Annotated in this window: 8 protein-coding genes and 1 pseudogene; 2 read left to right on the top strand and 7 right to left on the bottom strand. The window is 47.7% G+C overall.

All coding sequences use genetic code 11. From position 1 onward, the window contains the following. Positions 1–44: 44 nt before the first annotated feature. Positions 45–1,016, bottom strand: coding sequence for a methyltransferase domain-containing protein (locus tag L0M14_RS19225; RefSeq protein WP_235118221.1), 972 nt, complete (start codon positions 1,014–1,016; stop codon positions 45–47). Positions 1,017–1,339: 323 nt separating this feature from the next. Here L0M14_RS19225 and L0M14_RS31595 point away from each other — a divergent pair. Next, positions 1,340–1,447: pseudogene (locus L0M14_RS31595) on the top strand (glyoxalase/bleomycin resistance/extradiol dioxygenase family protein); the annotation flags it as partial. Between the two features lie 172 nt (positions 1,448–1,619). On the opposite strand, the gene L0M14_RS19230 reads toward L0M14_RS31595, so the two are convergent. From L0M14_RS19230 to L0M14_RS19250, 5 genes are all read right to left on the bottom strand, one after another. Next, positions 1,620–2,123 (bottom strand): ArsI/CadI family heavy metal resistance metalloenzyme, encoded by a 504-nt coding sequence (locus L0M14_RS19230; protein WP_405031101.1) that lies wholly within the window; start codon positions 2,121–2,123, stop codon positions 1,620–1,622. A gap of 197 nt (positions 2,124–2,320) precedes the next feature. Next, entirely contained in the window at positions 2,321–2,659 is a 339-nt protein-coding gene (locus L0M14_RS19235) for an ArsR/SmtB family transcription factor (RefSeq protein WP_235118223.1), read from the bottom strand. A gap of 21 nt (positions 2,660–2,680) precedes the next feature. Then, positions 2,681–2,872 (bottom strand): hypothetical protein, encoded by a 192-nt coding sequence (locus L0M14_RS19240; RefSeq protein WP_235118224.1) that lies wholly within the window; start codon positions 2,870–2,872, stop codon positions 2,681–2,683. Between the two features lie 213 nt (positions 2,873–3,085). Next, a complete protein-coding gene (gene pulA, locus L0M14_RS19245) occupies positions 3,086–8,440 on the bottom strand; it encodes a type I pullulanase (protein WP_235118225.1) in 5,355 nt (1,784 codons plus the stop codon). 486 nt (positions 8,441–8,926) lie between these two features. Further along, positions 8,927–9,673: an MBL fold metallo-hydrolase gene (locus L0M14_RS19250; RefSeq protein ID WP_235118226.1), complete on the bottom strand. Its 747-nt coding sequence runs from the start codon at positions 9,671–9,673 to the stop codon at positions 8,927–8,929. 91 nt (positions 9,674–9,764) lie between these two features. On the opposite strand from L0M14_RS19250, the gene L0M14_RS19255 reads away from it, so the two are divergent. Continuing rightward, entirely contained in the window at positions 9,765–11,504 is a 1,740-nt protein-coding gene (locus L0M14_RS19255) for a sensor histidine kinase (protein ID WP_235118227.1), read from the top strand. A gap of 98 nt (positions 11,505–11,602) precedes the next feature. Here the strand turns inward: L0M14_RS19255 and L0M14_RS19260 are convergent, their stop codons facing one another. Then, complete coding sequence (locus L0M14_RS19260; protein WP_235118228.1) at positions 11,603–21,049, bottom strand: family 43 glycosylhydrolase; 9,447 nt, start codon at positions 21,047–21,049, stop codon at positions 11,603–11,605. Between the last annotated feature and the right edge of the window lie 452 nt (positions 21,050–21,501).

Genomic DNA, 21,501 nt, shown 5'->3' on the forward strand with positions numbered 1-21,501 from the left:
ATACACTCCCCTTTAGCAGTTGTTCACATTGAATGACAGAAGGATTAAAGCTCTGATTTCTCATATATTGGAAAACAATAGCGATCCTTCACGTCTGAAACCTTTTTGGCGAAAACAAGAATGTAATCTCCCCGATATTGATGTGAGAAGCCGTCTTTAGCTAGCAGTTGCATCACCGCATGCTTTAACTCATCGTCTTGAGCTCTTAATTTTTGCAAAGTAGGCTCATCGGCGTCGAGATAGTTGATTTGGTACGCTTCATTATGGTTGAATTCATTCGAATTCACGTGGTCGAACGTTTCCAGTCTTATGATCTCGAAGCCGGCGCTTTCGAAGAGCAATCGAATTTCCTGAATGGAATATTCTTTGACATGCTCGATGGAATCCATGTATTGATTATAGGGCGGATAAAAGTTCGGAGATTCGTACCGGATCATTCGTGTAAGATTCGAGATTGAATTTGCATTCGGTGTCGTAAGCATGAATATTCCTTCCGACTTTAAGGTCCGGTTAGCCTCCGACATAAGATTCATAGGATCGCATCTTAAATGCTCGAGCGTTTCGTAGCACGTCAGGATATCAAATGAAGCATTGCCATAGGGAATTTGATCCCTGGAAAGATCGCAATGATGTATGGGGACAAGGATGCCGCTCTCTTCGCCTATATCCGTGTTCGGATCATCTAAAGGTGTAATGCTTGTAGTTCCGTCCTCCCTGAAAATAAAATGTTCACATCGTCCAAAGTTCCACGCGATGCCATCGCAAACTTGCACTACTGAGCACAGCCTCACCAAATATGGAAATACAATGTTGCTTCCCAGATCCGCAATCCGCTTGTCCGACTGGCAGTAAGGCAATAACAAATCCAGCATGTACAGCAACCGATCCAAATGCTTTCGATGAAACAGATAGTCGTCGAAGCTCCGCAGCATATGATTGCTCATCCCCGCATCATCGAATTTCTCGATCATTCGCTTCAACTTAACTTTAATTTGCTCGTTTCTTTCGTGGAGCATAGCATAAGTCCCCTCCTTCCATGTGTCCAAGCCGCAAGTTATCCTCTTGGCGATATCCAGCTCGCTTGGCCCTTCAGGATCTAGTTTTGTTAGATATACATATGATTCTAGCTGTAACGGATTTCATCCACTGCTTGAAATATTACTTTTTATGCCATTATTATGACTTTTCGCTCGAAGACAATTCCTATATGTTTCCCCTCAATTGAGATCAGGCCAATTCCGACTCCCCCTGAGACCGATGAATTCTAGGATCCGCTGTCGTCTATATAAACGAAGGCATAAGTGAACACAAACAAATTTGACGAAGAGGTGTTTTGAAGCACGCTGAACCTGAAGATCATGGGTTCATGTATCATTGGGGCTTCGTGGACTTGGACGGTCATCTGTGGGCCATTAACTACATGAACATGGATGCGGCACATGGTTAAGGCTAACGGAGAGTACGCTTGTACTAGGATTCAAAAAGAAAGACGCCGGGCATCTTCCCCGCGTCTTCTTCGCGATGATTAGTTTTGTTCGGTAGAGGCTTTGAATTTTTTCAGAAAACTCGGCTGCTTTAAATTCTAATTTATCAACGACCCTTACACCTTCATATCTGCATTAGTTACAGCAAGGCTTTGCATCGTTGCTATTCTTGCTTGAGGGCGTGCAGCATGCATCAGCTGTCACTCTTGTTGTTTCCACTGGAGTGCAGCATACGGAGCTGTCGCGCTGCTCTCCTGCACTTTCGAAAACGGAGTCTGCCTTTGTATAAAAAATTTCCCACGCATTTCCATCGGGATCATATACCCATACTTTATCTTGCACGGCATAACAGCATGTAGTATTCATTTCATCTACGAAAAGGAGCCCGGACTGGCGGAGTCTCTCGCTAATCCTAAGTACTTCATTCGTGTCATTTACCTGAAACCCCAAATGGTTAAGTACCCCTCCTTCTTTCTCGAAATTACGGACGTTTAATGAAAAGTGAAGCGCTGGATCTTCAAGCTCAAACTTAGCATAATTCTCTTTGACCTTAGTTGGCTCTATGCCGAAGAATGCTCTATAGAAATCGAGCGAATTTTGGAGGTTGCTACAGTTTAGTGCCACGTGCATTCTTTTTATCATGTTAATCTCTCCTCATTTACAAACCGTACCATACGGTTTAAATAGAAATCTCGAATTGGCCTTGCTTGGTGATGATTTATCTTATTCTCCCTAGATGCTTGAGTTGGATCACTATAATCCCACTTCCGTACAGGACCTCTTCTACATCGGCAATCTAATAAATCAAATAAATTTGATGTATTGATCAAAAAAATTTAGCAGCAATCCGTGCGTGCAGGTTTAAAAATGCAGCATAGCTGCTCAGAAAGAATTCGCCCTACCTCTGTCTGATTAATCTCGTAGTAGCTCCATGTGCCGCGCGTTTCTTTTGTGATCATTCCTGCATCCAGCAGAATTTTCAAATGATAAGAAAGCTTAGACTGAGGCATATCAACGATTTCTGTAAGGTCGCAAACGCAGGTGTTACCGCGTTGAGTAAGCTCATACATGATCTGTAGTCGCTTTTCATCAGCAAGTGCTTTGAACTTGGTTTCGTACTCTTTGAAGGATACATCTGGTTCCTCAGCAGGTTTAAGGGGAATTTCTTTAAACATGGTCATCACCTTTTTTGAATGTTAGCAGCAGCTGCAGCAAGCTGCTTGAGTTTGTAAATGAGTTTGAGTGTTAGCTACAGCTTTAAACTTCGTAATCATGGCTGTGAATAGTTGAATCTGATTCGTTTCTTGCCAAGTACTGGCGGCCGCTTGTTCAATTTCTTCTCTCCGTTGAAGCATCTGACTTTCCGCCGAATAAAGGTTCATAATCATGGTTATACCTCCCTGAACGATTAATCAATTTTTTTGATTTAATTCTTAACCTAAATTTACCACTATAACAATTCCAAGTCAATCTTTGAATCAAATATTTTTGATTAACACTGAGGCATCTGTATGATGGCCACTATACTAAAACGCCAACCCCCTAAGGGAATTGGCGTTCAATTGACGTTCGATTTACCTTTTCTTGTTCACTTTATCTCTTCACTTTTTACTCCGCCTGCAGCATCCTGTACAATACAGCTGCGCTTTCAGCGCGAGTTGCAAGACCTTGAGGAACGAAGGAGCCGTTCTCACTTCCTTCAAGATACCTAACGAACGGCCTGCCAGAATCGATTCAAGCGCCCACTGCGAAATATCACTTTGATCGCTGAAACTTTGCCCACTATGCGTGACTTTGCTCTCAAATTCAGCTGCGCCGGCACCCTCCTTCGCATGCATCTTCCATGCCCGCATAAGCATGACGGCCATCTCTTCCCGGGTAATGAGCCCCTGCGGTTCGAAGGTATCGTCTGTTCTTCCATCAACAAGTCCAGCTTTCCGAGCCGCTGATACGGCAGAAGCAAACCAATCATTCAAATCGACATCCGCGTAGGTGCTTGCAGCTTCCTCGTCGTTTTGAAGCCCTAACGTTCTGACCAGCATCGCAGTAAACTCGGCGCGTGTCACTCTGCGTTCCGGTACGAATTGTGTGTCCGTTGCCCCTTCCAAGATATGCTTGGAGGTTAGGCTTCGTATGGCTCGGTAGCTCCAGTGCTCCTTCGGAAGATCTTCGAACGTCTTGCTGTATTCGAGTATGCCGTAGGTGCTAAAATGCGGAACCTCAGCATGTAAAAAGTTTCCTTCCCATGTCCCGCCTAGATAGGAGGGCTGACCGGAATCATGGATACCGTACATACCGGCAATCTCTTTGTCAACACCAGCTTTCACTTGTAATGTTAGCTGGACAGGTTGATCAAAATGGTCCAATTCGTACTCTTTTCCTTTGTTATCTTTAGCAACCAATCGAAGCTCGTATAGCCCGCTAGCTGCTGCATATTGAACATTACCATTGCCGGGCTGTGACGCTTTAAGCTTTGTCACAACAGCTGAATCAGGCTGCGCGGTGATTTGAAGCGCTAAGACGGCGCCTTGAGCAAGTTCTTTGGGCACGGATGCCTCCAATTCTTTCAATACTTGCGCAGGAATCACAAGCTTGATACCGGTTGCATGCACTTCCAATGGCTTGGCGGCCAATAAAGCTGCTGCTCCTAAAGGTACTTGCAGCTCTGTTTTCCCCTCAGGAAGTGAAAGAATTACTTTCCCGTTGCTATCCGGCTTCACATCATCGAGACTAACGGATAGAACTAGAGCGTTCTCATTTTCCGGCTGATTCGTGGATGAACTGGAAGTTCCCGAGCTTCCTGAATGGCTTGAACCTGGTGATCCCCCGTTTCCATTCCCACTCCCAGATCCTTCAATCACGACTACAGATTTTCCATCCTTCAGATTCTTAGGATCGTTGATCTCCGTTTCCGTGTTATCCTTGGTCACCAGATATGTATAAGTATGGGTTCCAGATGTAGGCTGACTCCACGTATAAACGAATCTTTCTTCCGCAGGAATGTAGGTCATCGGGTACAGCTGACCGTCTAGCTTCAGCTTAACGGATGTAATTTGATCCATATCTTCGCTTTGGTAAAGCGCCTCATCACGATAATCGAACTGAACCTTGCCCGATTCGATCACAGGTCCTTTCAACACCGGATAATACCCGATAGCAGGCACCATGCTTGTGACATTTACTTTGGTAAACGTTTCATTCGGATCAATCTGAATACGCCGATCATCGGGCACATCCTGCTTGGAGGTCGACCAATCTGTCCCTTTGCGCAATACAAAGCCAATACTGGTTGTCTCTGGAGCAATTTCGATGATCGTATGCGAGAGCCCGTTTTTTATAGGGACCACATCGAATTGACCGTTGACCATACCCGTGTCCCAAACCCACAGGTTCCAATCTGAATAATCCTGATCCGGTCTTTGATACACGACATCGACATATCTCTTCACGACAGGTCGAACGGTGATTGTCATCGTACCTTGAGCGTTCCCCGAACGTGCGGTAATGGTCACAGTCCCTTCACGTAATCCGGTAACAGCCCCATCGGTATTCACCGTCGCAATGGTGCTATCCGAAGTCGCCCATGTCAGGGGCACATCCGAAAGGGTCTGATCGAATTGATCGAAAACGGATGCGCTGAGCTGAAGCGTTCTTGTTGCAAAGACAGAGCTACTTCCTGTCAGACTGATCTTAGCCGGCAGCAAAGGTTCAACATGAACCGTCACGGTCCTTTTCACATCGCCGATTTGAGCGGTTACTGTCGCCGTTCCCGTACTTACAGCATGCATTCTGCCGCTGCTTGTTATGGATACGACGTCTTCGTTGGAGCTAGACCAAGTGATTTGCTGTTCGGTTAGAGCTGCCCCCGTCTGATCTTTCACAATAGCATTAAGGACACGGTAGCTGCCTGGATCGACACCAATTACACTGGCCCCCAGATCAATGGAAGTTACCTCGGAGTCCACATTCCGCTCTTCATCATAGAGCACAAGCATCGACAGCCCTGGCACCTCCGCACTATCACCTTGAATGGTTCGGAGCGGCGTGACGCCTGCTTGGGTGTCATCGACAACAACGTTCCACGCCTTGTTCGCAGGAAGAGCTGTCTCCACTGGCGCTGTATTGCCATTGTAGATCACAACGATGTTATTCCAACGATCCGCATTGGCGTAGTTTTTGAGTTGAAAAGCTACGACCTGGTTATCCTGCTGAAGCACCTGCAGGTTTTGATCAATATCTGCCGCAGTTGTCATTCGGAAAGCAGGATGCTGTTTGCGCAGTTCAATCATCCCTTTGTAATAATCGAATACCGGCTTGTAAGTCTCCTTCTGGCTCCATCTCAGCATGTTGATGTCATCTGAACTAGCGTAGCTGTTCTGGTCTCCGAATTTACTGCGGAGAAACTCGTCACCCGCCTGAAATAAGGCAATTCCCTGTGAAGTCATGACAATGCCATTGGCCAGTAAAGAACGTTTTACCGTTTCATTGTCAAACAGATGCGCTGGATCCACTCCTGCAAAAGGGTTAGCTTGTATCGATGTCTTCGGTACCCCTTGCGTGGTCAGTACTTTATCCCACAAGTTCAAATTATCATGCACCGTAACGTAATTAATCGTCTCGGTCGGACTGCTTGTAAAATCGGTAATCGAACCTCTAACTCCCGTTACGATCCCTGCTTCTCGGCCTTGATCTCCAGTAGCGAAGCCCTTGCCTGATCCATCACTGTCACCTTTAATCGCACCGCGGAAATTATCGTTAAAGACCGCAAAGCGTTCTCCCTTCTGCGCCCCTTTCAGTGTCTGTTTCCCCGCTGGCAGTGCAGTCGGACCTCCTGTCCAAGGCTCGCCGTAAGTAATCATGCTAGGATCGATTTGATCCTTCAGCTCGTTCGAAATTTGGCTGATGGTATCCTTGTCGATTGCCCCGAATAAGTCAAATCGGTAGCCGTCGATATTGTATTGTTCTGCCAGATATTTGGCTGAGTCTTTGATGAATTTGCGAACCATGGGGCGTTCCGACGCGACGTCGTTGTTAACCCCCGATCCGTTCGTATAAACACCCTGATCATCTGTCCGATAGAAATAACCAGGCACGATTTTATCAAAAACAGAATAATCATCGGTTAGACCGAACGTCCAAGTATGATTGTACACAACATCAAGAACAACGCCGATTCCTTGATCGTGCAAAGCTTGAATCATTTCCTTAAACTCTCGAATCCGTTTGGAAGGATCCTCAGCTTCCGGGTGCGTCGCATAAGATCCTTCAGGCACGTTGTAGTTAACCGGGTCATAGCCCCAATTGAATTTGCGTCCTGTGTAGGCAGGGTCATCCACTTTGGTTTCATCTACCGCACCAAAATCGTAAAAAGGAAGCAGCTGAACGTGGGTGATGCCCAATTCCTTTAAGTGATCGATTCCCGTATGGATTGCAGGATTTCCCGGCAGTGTCGTTCCTGTTTTCGTGAAGGCTGCAAATTTGCCGCGCTCGTCCGCTGGAATTCCCGAATTGGAATCCATGGAAAAATCCCTCGTATGAAGCTCATAAATAACAGCATCTGTAGCGTGAACCGTACGAGGTCTTTCACCCGGCTTCCAGCCCTCCGGATTGGTTGCGTTCAAATCTATGACCGCTGATTTGCGGCTGTTCACCGAGGATGCTCTGGCATAAGGATCGAGCGCATAGGTTACCGTCCCGTCTGCAAATTCCAATTTGTACATGTAGTATTTTCCAGCAAGGTTTCCAGGCGCTTGTGCGGACCATACGCCCTCATCAGAACGGGTCATCGCGGCGTCAGTGCCGCCCTCCTTATTTTCTGTGTAGGTATCGTACAGCTTTAAAGTAACGTTTTGTGCGGTAGGAGCCCACAGCTTAAACGTACTGGACGCAGCTCCATAGGTCACTCCTAGATCGTTGCCCGAATAATAGTAGCGGGAATCATTCAGCACATTTCTGAAAATGACCTTCGTTGGCACGTAATTCGTCCCTTGTACTTGATAGGCATGACGAACGTCTATGCTCGAAGGATCTTCGATATGCAGCTGGATACGGGTATCCGTTACTTTGGACGCATGAATGTCCACATAGACACTCGAAGTGACATCTCGTAACTGCAGGCCTTGAAGCGCTTCATCCGATACAGGCACGTTGCTGACTGCATAGATCGTGTCCCCGGCATCCATCAAAGCCGTACGAAAGTTTTTAGCCAGCACATCCAGAGGTCGCGAGATCGTCATACCTTCCAGAAAAGCAGTAACAATTAACGTATCGCCTGCTTTCAAGCTCGATTGAGGAGTAATCGACAAAGAGCCGTTCTCGAGCGTAACCCCTTCAACCGGTTGGTTGATAAGCCAGACTGGCGACACCTCCGACTTTTCCCCTTTGTCCGAATACCTGACTGCTTTTAATTGAACAGAAGTATCAATGACGATTTGGCTTGTTTCAATGACAAGACCTGGCACGTAGACCACAGAATTATCCCCATCCCGAGGGTTCGTATTTGCTGCATCCGAAAAGACATCGGACCAGCTGCCGGAGTGAGGAAGAAAGCGATAGCTATAGGTCCCAGGCGATAACGGAATCGTAACGGAGAAAATTCCGGGCGACTCCTCCGCCATAGGGATCCCCGTATTATCCCATCCATTCATGGAACCGACTAGATACAATGACGGGCCTTCATATGCAATTCGAAAAGTGACGGTACCGTCCGGATTGACAATTGGACCCGCCGGCTGCTGTACGCTGCCGCTGCCGCCACTACTACTGACACCGTCAATACTGCCACTACTACCATAAGCCGAATCAGTAACCGTCGCCGATTGTACTGCAGTTGAGGTCGAATCCGAATTCATCGCAGGATCCGCTAAAGCGCTTACTGTATGTACAGGGGCTATCGCTCCAATTACAAGTGAAGCGGCAAGCAATGTGGAGAGACCTTTCATTCGTTTGAGCTTCATTACGATTCTCCTTCATGATCAAAATTTACCTTCGAAACAACGTGGAAACGTTTGCACAATTACATAGAAATAAACGCCTCAGCCCTTTCTCCTAAAATAAAATAACCCCGCATCTCCCTTACTCGAGATTGCGGGGTTGTTTTAAACCTTCCAGAGGTTTAAAAGCATTGCCCTTAAGTTTAAAGTACGAGTCATTTAAAACTTAAACAAACTATAAGCTGAAAAACGGAATCAGTCAATTACTGTTTTTATAGGATTATTTTCCCATGCATATCCTTCCTAGATCTGTGAATTTCACGTTCACAGCCATGTCGGCAAGGTAAGATTACCTAGAGCCGAAGGCATTTTCGACAGCAATCTCTATGAACCTACAGCAATATACGCGAGAGGTATTTGGCAAGTACCCAGGATCCTTTGGCAATTGCCCAGAATCATCTCCGGTTAGACCTAGTCCCCGGTATGAATCTGATTCGAAGTGATAACAGCTTACTCCTTCGTAAAATGATAGGAAGCTAGCGGTTCTGCCAGCCGAGGCAGCTCTCGCGAGTGGAACTTCTCCCGCGCCTTGCCTTCCAGATAATCGTCCACATAATGCATGAGAACACTTTTCTTCTGAATGTCCGCAGGCAGCGACTTGATTTCTTCCAAGGAAGTATGTGAAGGCAGCACATCATCCTGCATGTGGCACTCATAGAAGATTCGTTCTACGGAACCGCTGATGGATTGCAAATATGCTGCATCAAGCACCGTATCGCCGCTGAAATAAAAATAAGGCTTACACAGCAGCCCATAGCTTAACATGCCGGGAACATGCAAGGTCTTCACCAGCTCAAATTCCACGCCCGCTATCTCGAAGCAAGTTTCAACCGGCACCACTTCAAAATAATCCTCCAATACCCGCTTCCCTCTTGTTGTCAGCTCCAGACCATGGCGAAGGCACTGCCAGAGATCATCAACAAGTCCTGTAGGAACAAATAATCTCGGCTTCTGCGCGGCGGGGTATACCCGATGAAACAGAGCTAGCTTTTGCAGGCCGTTGATATGATCTTCGTGCAAATGCGTAATAAAGATGTTCCTCACATCATTCAATTTCATCCCCAGCTGATGTAGGCTTAGATGATTGGACTCCGGAAAATCAATCGCTAGATTGGTTCGATCCAACTGAATCAAAGCGCTGTTATGTCCTTGGAGGACGCTGAAGCCGTCGCCACAGCCCAAAAAAGTAAGCTTCATCCTAATCTCCCAACCTTATCTATAATTTGATGGTAGTCGAAACCCGATGTAAATTGTATCATGGCAAGAGAACACAATAACGGGAGGAACTATGAACACCAAGACTGCTATGCAAAAAAAACAGCTCCGCTTTTCCGCATTTATCCTGATGATTGCCTTAATTATTGTACTATTAACGGACAGTGTCTTCTACCATTTTACGAAAAGTATGCTGACTTCCCAGCTAGAGGAACGGATGCAGCTGATCGCTGACAATGTGGCTGTTTCCATCAAGCTTTCGAAAACTGGACAATCGTATGTGGAGAACCTGATCGGCGTGAATCTTCGGACAGCCTCCGTAGCGGCCCAATATCGCTTAAATCCTGACATCGAGAAAGTATCGAATGAAGAGCTTGTACAACTCAGTAAAGAATTAATGGTGGACCATATCACCTTAATGAAACGAAGCGGTGATGACATCATCGGATATAAATCATCGGACCCTAAGGAAATCAATCTGAGTACCAAAGGCTGGAGCCATGACTGGTTCAAGGCGTTCAATCAATTGCTTGACACTACAAATGCAAATGTAGCTTCCGGGCAAACCCTTCCTCACTACTGGTCAGGCCCTCTCAACACATCGTCAAGCAATCCGCAATATGTAGATAAATGGGGCTATTATTACGACGGTACAACGAACTACATCATCGACCCTTATGTGCATGATACTTACTACAACGAATATCAGGAGAAGACAGGTGTTGATTCCGTCATTCAAGAAATGGTTCACAATAATACGAATAACGGAGCTAAGGAAATCAGCATCTTTAATCCTCCTATCTTTCTCAAACAGCAAGAGCAATATAAACAGGAAGGATATACCTGGTTTGCAGACCGGGAAATCCTGTTCGGCTCCTACACCATGAAAGATGATCGGGATCGCGAGTACGTCCAAGAGGTAATGAGCACCAAGCAGCGTAAACAATTTATATCCACCTTAGATGGCAAGCAATATCTCAAAATGTTCATTCCGCTTCAGCTGGACTTCCCGGTTGTGGTCGGTCTAACCGCCGATTACGAGCAGGTCCAAGCATCCCTTCGGCAGCAGCAAACCAGCCTGCTGATATTGATCGTATCCACGGCAATTGTCGCTTTTATCATCGTGTTCCTGTCCATTCGTCTGATCAACCGCAACAAGGAGGCGGCGGTAGAGAGTATTCAAGAAGTATATATCGAGAACATCGATTCCCTATTTCGTTCTATGAAAGAACAGCGGCACGACTTTAACAATCATGTAGCGACGATCTCTTCTCTGGTGTATTTCAAGCAATACGAAGAATTGCAGAAATATACGAACGAATTTATCGGCGAAACCACCGCCTTAAACGATATCATTCAGATCAATGTCCCGGCCCTCTGCGCGATCGTACAGTCCAAGGTCATACAGGCCGTCGAACGCAAAATCAATTTCCAGCATGAAGTCGAGAATCTGAATCGCCTGCAACTCGGAGCCTTGAAGGCAACGGACATGGTTAAAATCGTCAGTAATCTAGTGGATAATGCCTTTGAAGCGGTCTCTCATTCAGGTAAAGCTTCAGACCTCGAAGTGAAATTAATCGGACGTATCGAGAACAAGCAGCTCGTATTTGAAGTCATTAATAACGGCCTGCCTATCCCTGAGAACATGCAGAATAAAATATTTGAAGCCGGCTTCACGACCAAAGCATCTTCAGGAAAGAACTCAGGTCTAGGTCTCCATATCGTGAAAAAAATCGTAGATACCTACCACGGAAGCATTCATGTCAAAAGTGATGATGACCAGACCCGATTCCAGGTGGCCATTCCTGTCTAAATGCTTATCGGATACGATACCCGACTTCGATTCACTCGCCTTAAACAAGAAAGCCGCGTCAGCTGTAAATTCCAGCGACGCGGCTTTTCTGATTTCATTTATTTGCTTAGGTAAAGCTTATACAATCCGTAAATCATTTTAGCGGCTTCCGCTCTTGATGCGCTATCTTTCGGCGCGAAAAGTCCGCTTGCTTTGCCGCTGAGAATACCGGCCTTTTGCATAGCTGCTACGCTGCTGACAGCGTAGGATGCGATCTCAGACTTGTCTGAGAAATCCGACGTCCCTGTTGCAATCTGCGATTGATCTGTGAAGTCCCCTGCACCTGCTGTATCTGCTGTACCTACAGTCGCAGCCAGATCGATACCTGCCGCTTGTGCAGCGCGGTATGCCATAACGGCCATATCTTCCCTTGTAATCGCATCGTTTACGCCAAAGGTGCCGTCATCTTTACCCTGCACAATGCCCAGCTTCTGTGCCGCGGATACGGAGCTGTAGTACCAAGCATCCTTCTCCACATCGCTGAATGTACTGCTTGCATGCTCACTTGTTAGATCGAATGCATACATCAGCATTTTCAGGAATTGCGCACGGGTAACCTGTTGATTCGGCGTAAATTCATGAGCGCCCGTGCCATCGACGATATCTCGCGCAGCCAGTGCTTGAACGCTTGCCTTCGCCCAAGCAGCTTCATCCATGTCATGGAAGTCTACGGTTCGCGTTACGGCCGCGTACTTGCTGAAGTGGGTCGCTGTAAACTCAGCTTGACCGGTTTGCTCATTGTAACGCGTATTCTTGATGAGCTCCATCTCTCCGTTATCCTTGATGTAGTAGACGACAACGGTATTCGGACCTTCACCCGGTTGAAGCGCATGATTCATGGCGACCTGAATGCCGTTTGCGCCAAAATCAGTTACTTTCTCACCATCTGCGTTAACAAAGAAATCATAAACATCATGCTCGCCTACCAGCGCCTTAGCCTCTGCCGGCAAAGATTCCTTATCTACTTTGACAGCGGACAGCTCAAGCTCGCTTGCCCCGCCCTGCTTGTCAGCAAAATGCGTCGGATCAATCGTAAGCGTTACGCCGCCAAGATCAAGCGTGATCGACTCCACCTTTTTCTCTTTAGCCGCTTGCAATTGCGCTGTTGTCAGCTTAACGTTTACATCTTTCACTTCGCCGGATACTTGAACTTGAATGACCACATGTCTGGCATCATCCGCGCCGATCACTTGATTGAAATCGGACGCTCCGATTTGTACCGTCACTTTTCCCGACGCATCGGACATGGCTTCAGGCAGGATCAGCATGCTGCCTTCCGCTCTGCCAGTTGGCTCGCTTGAACCTCCACCCGAGCTAGAGCCGGAACCATTCGAGCCCTTCTTCTGCCCGGAGATGTTCAGGATCAACGTGCCGGATACGGCTGGGTTGCCCACGGATTGAGCCTTCACGGTCACGCTGCCATTGGCAACGGCTGTTACCAGCCCCGCTGAGGTAATGGTCGCGTAAGCCGATCCGTCTGCGATGGACCATGTCACGTCTTTGTTCGTTGCGTCAGCCGGCATCACGTCAGCTGCCAGCTGCAGTGTACCGCCTTTGCTCGTAATTTCGTTAACTCCGTTAGGAGCCTTCACCGTGATGCTTTCTACCGCAACATCCGTTTGGTTCGAAGGCATAAGCTGAGGTGTAATCGTTGGACCCCATACTTCCATGGCATCCGGACCGCTTTCTTGCGGTACAAAATGTACCCGATCGATCGCCAGCTTGCGCGGCTCTGTCTGACCCACTTGGTAATGCGTGTGATACACCATAAACAGTTCTTTACCGTCCGGGGACTGAACAAGCGAATGATGGCCCGCTCCCGGTACGATCGTATTTGACTTCATAATCGGGTTGTACGCATACTTCGTCCAAGGTCCCATTGGTGTCGGAGCCGTTGCGTAGCCAACACCGTAATCAGGGCTCTCGAAATGGTTGCCCGAATATGTCAGATAGTAAGTTCCGTTATGCTTGATCACGAACGGACCTTCGTTGATATCCGCAACAGGCTGTTTTTGGCTATGCTCCCAATCCTGCGTCGCTTTGAACATGAACTTCAGGGTATCTTCCTTGATCGTTTTCATATCATCGTTTAGTTCCGCAGCCCAGATTTCGTTGTCATTGTTGAAACGAACGAAATACATATATCTCTTGCCGTCATCGTCTGTAAATACATGGGCATCGATTTCCGGTGTGTTCGGATGAATCGGCTGTTTCACATCCTGTACGAATGGTCCAAGAGGCGAGCTGCTTGTCGCAACGGCCAGACGTTCTTCAACCGCATAGTACAGGTAGAAGACTCCGTCTTTCTCTCTGACTTCAGGCGCCCAGAATCGGTCGTTGCCCCAAGAGTCTGCTTTGCTTAGAGCAAGCTGCTGCTGTTCGGTCCAATGCACCAAATCCGGGGACGTGTATACTTTAAAGCCTTGACCTGTTCCGTTCCAATTGGTTGTAGTCGCGTACAGGTAGTAAGTACCTTGATAGTAGAGCACGTAAGGATCGGCTACGTTAGGCAGCACCGAGTTCGAATAGGTTGGTCCTGTCAGCGAATCCTGGTAGGACGAAACCTTCACGTTATCGAAGGTAGCTTCTGCATTCCATGTGCGCAGACCGATTTGGCCGGTGCTTAAGTACGTATTGTCCACGAGATCAAATTTTGGATAAGCGTTCACATTCAGCGGATTGTCATCGATGTACACTTGGATATGGCCGCCGCTGACATTCAGCTTGAAATGATAGTTCTGATTCAGATGAATCGGAAGCTTTCTGGAAGCAATCTCCGTCCAGCTGCCGTTCGCCATTTTACCTAACACTGAGGTTTGATTGGCTGCATTGATTCCCAGATAATATCCGTCAAACGCATTAGCACCAATGGAAGGATTGGATGCTCTGAAAATCACACCCGCTTCCTCACCGCTCTTGATTTGCACGTCGGCTTCGAGTGAATAGTCTGTAAAAGATGGCGTATTCAGTACGGATTTGTAACCTGAACCACTGTTTACATGGTATTGTCCATCAACAACCGTCCAATTGCCGCCATAAGACGACCAGGACACTGCATCACCAGTAAAGTCTGTGCTGTACAAAGTATCAGGTGCCGGTGCGTCATCAAGCACGGTCACTATGCTCTGAGAGCTAAAGTCACCATACTCCGTTACCGCGCGGATGACTGTTCTGCCCGGAGCTTTCGCCGTGACCAAACCAGTGCTCGATACGGTGGCAATATCGGTATTATCCGAAGTCCATACCACATCGCTGCCGCTTGCTCCCTGATTTTGAAGTTGGCCGGTTTCACCTGCATGCAGCGTTAAGGTCGCTGGGTCTAGATCAACGCCGCCTTGAATCGTTCTCACTGCAAAATAATCGAACTTCGCATCAATGGGGTTGTTCGTTGCGACAATGTTGTTCGCGAAGAATCCCACTTTGATATTGCTTAGGTTAGCTGTTACCGGATCTGCGGCTTGAATCCATTCATACCCGTTCCAATAGTAGGTCGTATACACGTTGCCGAGCTTCTTGATCTTGAGTGTAACGGTATCCGTACCCGGATGCGGAGCAAAGTTACCCGGCTTTTGATACGTTCTGTTGATTTCATAAGCAGTTTCCAGTGTTTTGCCGTCAACCCACACATGCGCAAGCTTGACGAAATTGTCGGCATTCTGCCAGACGAACAATCCGGCCTGCTGATGGTTGAGGGCGATAGGCGCTGTTACTTTCGTTACAATTTCAAAGTTACTGTCAGCTGCTACGTCTTGCAAGAAAACGTTATTCTGGCTGTTATTATCTTGATACACATCCGTAGGCGTCGTATGAATCGTCATAAAGCCCGGATTTTTCGTTAAGCTCCAATTGCTACTGCTTTCTTGGAAGATGGACCAATCGCTGCCTAGTGCTGCGTTGTCAAAACGATCGACTTTGTAAGCAGTTAAATCAGGCTCCGTAGGCAATCCGCGTACAGTCACGACGCACTCTGCGTAGACGGACGCATCCGCAGCGCTTTGCACCTTGATCGTCGTAGTACCTACTGCCAGAGCTTGGATTCCCAGGTTTACGATACCCGATGCCGAATCCGAGCCGGTTTTAGCAGCTGTCGCAATGGACGGATTGGATGAGCTAATGATCAAGTCATTATTGGACGAAGCCACTGGCTTCAACATGGCCGTCAGCTCGGCTGCGGCGCCTGCCGTAACAGTCAGACTTGGCTTGTCCAGCAAAATGGATTCAATTGGAGCCGCTCCATCGCTGTTAACACGTTCCAGAATAATGCTGTCAACTTGCGCGAAGTTCGCATTCGCAGCCAGTCTGATGGTATTATTACCGGCTTGCAGGGTTACATCAATGGATGTCGGGTTCATATGATTCCAGCCATAATTTTTGTAAGCAATCTTCTGTGCTGTACCGCCATTGACCACAACATCCTGCTGCGCTGCAGCTCCGCCTGCCGAACCGTTATCCGCCATGACAATCAGCGTATAGGTTCCAGCATGCTCTACGTTCGCTTGGAACTCCACATAATCGCTGCCCGCTTGATCCAGATGGCCCACGACTTTACCACCCGAAGCATTATCTTCGTTGGCAACTGCAGCCGCGCCGCCCAATACCGCAGCTTCCGCTTCGTATTTGTAGCGCTCAACAACCGGCGTTCCCGATGGCTGCTTCATGGATTCTCCATAGGCCGCAGGTGTTCCAAAGTTCGGTGTACCATCCGCATTCCATGTAAATTTCTGCGCTCTCACACTGCGATTACCCCAGCTGCCGCCGGAATTCTTGTCTGCGTGATATACAATCCAATCTTCCGTACCGTCAGGAGACTTCGTGAAGGAATTATGTCCCGGGCCGAAGGCAGATGCTGTTTTGCTGAATACAGGACCGGATTTCGTCCAGGAGGAAGCATTCAAGACATCTCCATCCGTGTTTGTCAGCATGCCGAGGTTATAATCATCCGTCCAGCTGCCGCTTGCGGAATACACGATGAACGTCTTGCCATCCTTGCTCAGCACTTCAGGACCTTCGTTAATGTTCGGTGTACCATTCAGCTCCCAGGCTTGATCTGGAGTTGAAATCATCACCCTTGGTCCGCTGATCGTCCATGGGTTGCTCATAGGAGCAATGTAGATGTTCTGGCGCACATTGGTATCGCCTTCCCATCCGGACCAGACAAAATACTTCGTATTGTCCGCTTTAACAAGTACCGTTCCGTCAATTGCCCATTTGTTCGTGGAGTCGGCAATTTTGCCTTTGAACGTATAGGTTCCTTGAGGGTCTTGTGTATCCGACTCGAGCACATACATGCGGTGATTGTTGTTGTTGCCGTCATCTGCCGCAACGTAGATATACCATTTGCCGTCCAGATAGGTGAGCTCAGGCGCCCACAGCTCTTTGGAATACATCGTGCCGCTTGGCGGCGTGTACACCGTTACACGAGGCGATGTGCCGATATCTTGCAGTCGTTTGGCTTTTGCCACTTGAATGGCTGAATCTTTATCCGATTTTACATAGTAGTAGTATCCGTCTTTAAAGACTACACTCGGGTCCGCCGAACCTGCATCGGATCCTACTGGAACGATTGGATTTCTAAAGGATTCACTCGCTCCTACCGTTACGTGAACGACAGCTGTTTTCACTCCATTAGCCGTATCGACAGCCGTTACAGTAATATCGGCCGTTCCTTGACCAACACCGGTAACTACACCGTGAGAATCAACGGAAGCGATCGCCGTATTGCTCGATGCCCATGTCACTTGCTGGTTCGCTGCATCGATCGGCTCGAAGTCAGGAATCAGCGTTTTGCTTTCATCGACTTTCAAGCTCAATTCGCTCATTGGCAGGGAAACCGAATCCACACTTTTACCTGAATACACAGGCAGCATAGCTTGTTTGTCCAATCCGGATGCCGACCATTTCACATGCAAGCTCGAATCGCCTTCTGCGTGTGCGTACTCGATTTTGACCGCATACATGTGACCCTCAGTCAGATTCACGATCCCGCTTACTTCTTCTCTGGAATTGCTTGTCTTGTCTACAACAAGGGCATCACCAATCCATACTTTCGCGATATTGTCGCTATCTGCATAGATCGTATGCGCACCAGATTCGGCAGGCTGAATCGTTCCTGTCCAGCGAATGGAGAAATGATCTTCGCCGATTCCTGCGGATGCATCCGGAGAACCTGTTCCACGCTCGTTGCCGAGATCGAAGTCGATACGCGGCGTAATCGATGCTTTCACCGGATTTGCCCACTGCTCATCGCCAAAATATTGCACATGATAAACAGGAAGTGTATCGAATGCGCCAGGTGTTCCTTTCAATAAAGCCTTCACATCATTGACATCCCATGGATGTCCGTCCGGGTAAACAACACCATGGAATGGCACGGTCGGTTCATACGTCAATGGCGTTACATCGGAGCCCCATGGGAAGCGGCAGTTATCGCGGCCGATGCCGAGCTCCCACATCACGAAGCCGATTCCTTTGTCGCCATAGTGCTCGACAACACCTGGAACAGATTGTGTCAGTCGGTTCATCGTCTCGTCAGCGAGAATTTCCTTACTCACTCCAAACGGAGTCGGATAATCAGATTCGTACGGATGCCATGTGATAAAGTCGGAGAACGGTCCGCCGGAGAATTGGCCGCCAGTAGCGGAAACCGGGATGCTCGAGCCTGTCTCTTTGATCCACATGCGCGCATCGTTCATGATTTGTTTCGTTACTTGATCCATCAGCCCGGACTCGCCGTTGCTCGGTTCGTTATACGTATCCCAGAAGGCTACGCGGCTGTCGTTCAAGTGGGCGTTTACAACGCCTTGTACATATTCTTTCAGCTTTTGCTTTTGATTCGGGTAGTCAGCTTTTACAGCATCGCCAGGCGCTTCCATCCATCTGCTGTTGTGAGCACCGTATCGAGGCGGCAGCTGTGGTCCCAGATGCGGATTATCGTCCCAGCAATCGTCAAAGAAGACGACTTCCACTTTAATGCCGTACTTGTCCGCCAGCGTCAGGAAATCCTCCAGATTCCCCAGCAGCTGGGCGCTATCTTTTTCCCAAAGCAGGTTATGCAGGAAGACCCTTACAAAGTTAATGCCGTATTGATGGGCATAGGAAAGCTCGCGATCGTTGATATCATGGTCATATTCTTCCCACTGCTGAACTTCATTGACCACATTCGTAGGCACGAATACAGCGCCTCTTACCCAAGACCAATCATACTCAGGCAGATCTGCGGCACCTGTGTCATGAACGGCCATGTTATCGTACGTTGTGTTCACGAGGAAGGTTCGTACGCCGATTGCTCCATGCGTGTAAGTATGGTCTACCACACTTACTACATGAACATCATTCACGTATACCTCAATGTTGCTGCCCTTCGCTTCTACTTTCAATCGGTAAGTCGTATTTCTAGAAATCGGATAAGGAATGGAAGCAAGCTCCGTCCAGCTATTGTTAAATCGGCCCACTTGCACCAAGCCGTTTACGGCGATGCCTGCGTAGTAGCCTTTTAAATTATCCGCGCCGTTCGACGGGCTGCTAACACGGAAGATCACACCTGCGTTGTTGCTGTCCGTTCCTCCAGAAATGGAAATATCGCTTTCATAGGTGAAATTGGCAAAATCGGTTCCGTTCGCAACCGCTTTATAACCAGCTCCGTTATTGACATGGAGTGCGCCATCATTAGCATTCCAGCTGCCCTGATAGGTCGTCCAATTGCTGATGTTCATATCATTGAAATCGTCGTTGAAATCACCTATCGGATTGCTAACTGCTTTGGTAAATACAGCACTCTGTATCTCAGAGTCCAGCATGCCATCCTTGGTTGCGTAAGCCTTAACCGTAGCTGTATCAGTCAGTGTGATTGGCGAGCTGTATACAGCCGAGTTGTTAGTAGGCGTGCTGCCGTCCGTCGTATAATGAATGGCTGCACCCGGAGTAGCTGTAGTCAGCGTAACCTGCTGGGAATCTGTGAAAGTTCCCCCTGCCGGTGTGAATACCGGATTAGATACCGTTTCCATCACATTGGATAAACGGGTTACAGTGAAATTATCAAAAGATACACTTTGATTGTCGTTCCAAGGTCTAAGACCTACCGTTCCTGTTGTGTAGCTGGAATCGGTGAATTGAACAGCCAGACCTCCGTTGACGAATACATAATACTGGTTTCCGATACCAACCACTTTCATATGATTGTCGGCATTCGCCTTGATGTTAGGAAACACATCCTTGCGAATTTGTGTCCAGGCTCCATTGCCGCTATTAGCCTCGGAATCCATTTTGCCGATAATAACGGTTCCATCTTTGTGAAGACCCGCATAATAGCCGCTCATGTTATCGGCTCCGTCACCCGGATCGCTCACACGGAAGATGATTCCGTTATCTTGACCGCTGTTATTAGGATTGATATCCGTTTCTGCAATGAAATTCTCATAAACAGCGTCGACAACCGATTTATCCCCTCTCGGATCCGTCACTTGATAGCGGCCGCCCGATACCGACCATGCTCCGTTACCATTGCCTCTATAGGTCGACCAGGTCACGGTGTTTGCGCTTTCAAAGTCATCATGAACCGCCTCTTCAGCCGTTCCGATGATATAGAAAACACTGGACGTATCGGAAACCATCTCTCCGCCATACTCTGCATAGGCTTTGATCAAGGTAGAGGATGCTACCCGAATCGGTGACGTGTATACAGGCGATGTCTCATTAGGCTGAGTACCGTCCGTCGTATAACGGATCGTCGCCCCTTGCGTAGCGGAGGACAATGTGACGGATTGCGGCGTCGAATAGATGCCCTCAGCGGCACTGAACACCGGTTTAGCAGCTGCTTGATCCGAATATTCTCTCACCACGATATTGTCAATGGTCGAAGTGCCCCACCAGGTTCTAAGACCGATAGCGCCCGCTGAAGTGATCTGGCTGCCGTCGTTATCGATGTAATCAATCTGCGGCGTTACCATATCGTTCACATAGACTTGAATGTGATTATCGATGGCAACTACCTTCATATGTCCGGAGGTGGAGGCTATCGGATGAACGGCGAGCTCCTTCCAAACATCCCCGTTCTCACCAGTAACCCGGCCTAGTCTTACCTGCTTATCGATACTAATTGAAGCATAGTAGCCGGTGTAACCGTCGGATACATTTCCGGTCACTTTATCGCCAACACGGAACAGAACTCCTGTCGAATCAGAGTTATACCCCTTCACTTGGAAATCGGCTTCATATACGAGATCTTTGAAGCTTGTACCTTGCGCGATGGTCTTGGCGCCCGGCACTCCATCAATGGTGTATTGCTTGGCAGCGTTTACACTCCACTGACCTCGATTGTCGTTAGAAGCGTATGTCGTCCAGTTGGCCGCTTGTCCGCTTTCAAAATCGTCCGAAAATATAGCCAGCGGACTTCCTTCGTCTGCCGAAGCCTGCAGCGGCGGCAAAAAGCTTGCTACTAAGCAAAGCATCATCACATAGGACATTACTTTGCGAAATGAATGATTGCTGAATAATAGATGATGATTCAAACCTTTCCCCTCCTATCATGGCTTTCCTTGAATCTGAGCAATCCTGTGCTGTTCAACATTTATTTACACATCCAATGCCCCCTTCGACAAATCCTACAAATTCTAGACATCCAATATGTATCATTATGGACCGAAGTCACATTTCGTGTATTTATACAATTCGAACTTTTTTGTGCTATTAGGTCTTTTCGTCTCTTGCATTCTATTACGTTTTGGAACCAACTCCTTTATATGAAAATAAATCCATTTATCGGAATTAAAAAAGCAGCATGATTCGTGCAAAACCTATCGATTCCACATATGGGTCCGGAAGCTCAGCACTAGCATTGTCGATCCATTTAGCTTGAAGATACAAAATGTTAACAAATTCTTAATTATCCACATTTCACGAACATTAACGTATTGACACTGAAATATCATACGTATTATGATAATCATGTTCACAAAACAAC

The organism is Paenibacillus hexagrammi, from assembly GCF_021513275.1.
In the GTDB taxonomy this organism is placed as follows: domain Bacteria; phylum Bacillota; class Bacilli; order Paenibacillales; family NBRC-103111; genus Paenibacillus_E; species Paenibacillus_E hexagrammi.

Excerpts from the sequence above, each read along its gene's own strand:
- L0M14_RS19225 (WP_235118221.1), bottom strand. The coding sequence starts at position 1,016 with ATGCTCCACGAAAGAAACGAGCAAATTAAAGTTAAGTTGAAGCGAATG.
- L0M14_RS19235 (WP_235118223.1), bottom strand. The coding sequence starts at position 2,659 with ATGTTTAAAGAAATTCCCCTTAAACCTGCTGAGGAACCAGATGTATCC.
- L0M14_RS19240 (WP_235118224.1), bottom strand. The coding sequence starts at position 2,872 with ATGATTATGAACCTTTATTCGGCGGAAAGTCAGATGCTTCAACGGAGA.
- pulA (WP_235118225.1), bottom strand. The coding sequence starts at position 8,440 with ATGAAGCTCAAACGAATGAAAGGTCTCTCCACATTGCTTGCCGCTTCA.
- L0M14_RS19250 (WP_235118226.1), bottom strand. The coding sequence starts at position 9,673 with ATGAAGCTTACTTTTTTGGGCTGTGGCGACGGCTTCAGCGTCCTCCAA.
- L0M14_RS19255 (WP_235118227.1), top strand. The coding sequence starts at position 9,765 with ATGAACACCAAGACTGCTATGCAAAAAAAACAGCTCCGCTTTTCCGCA.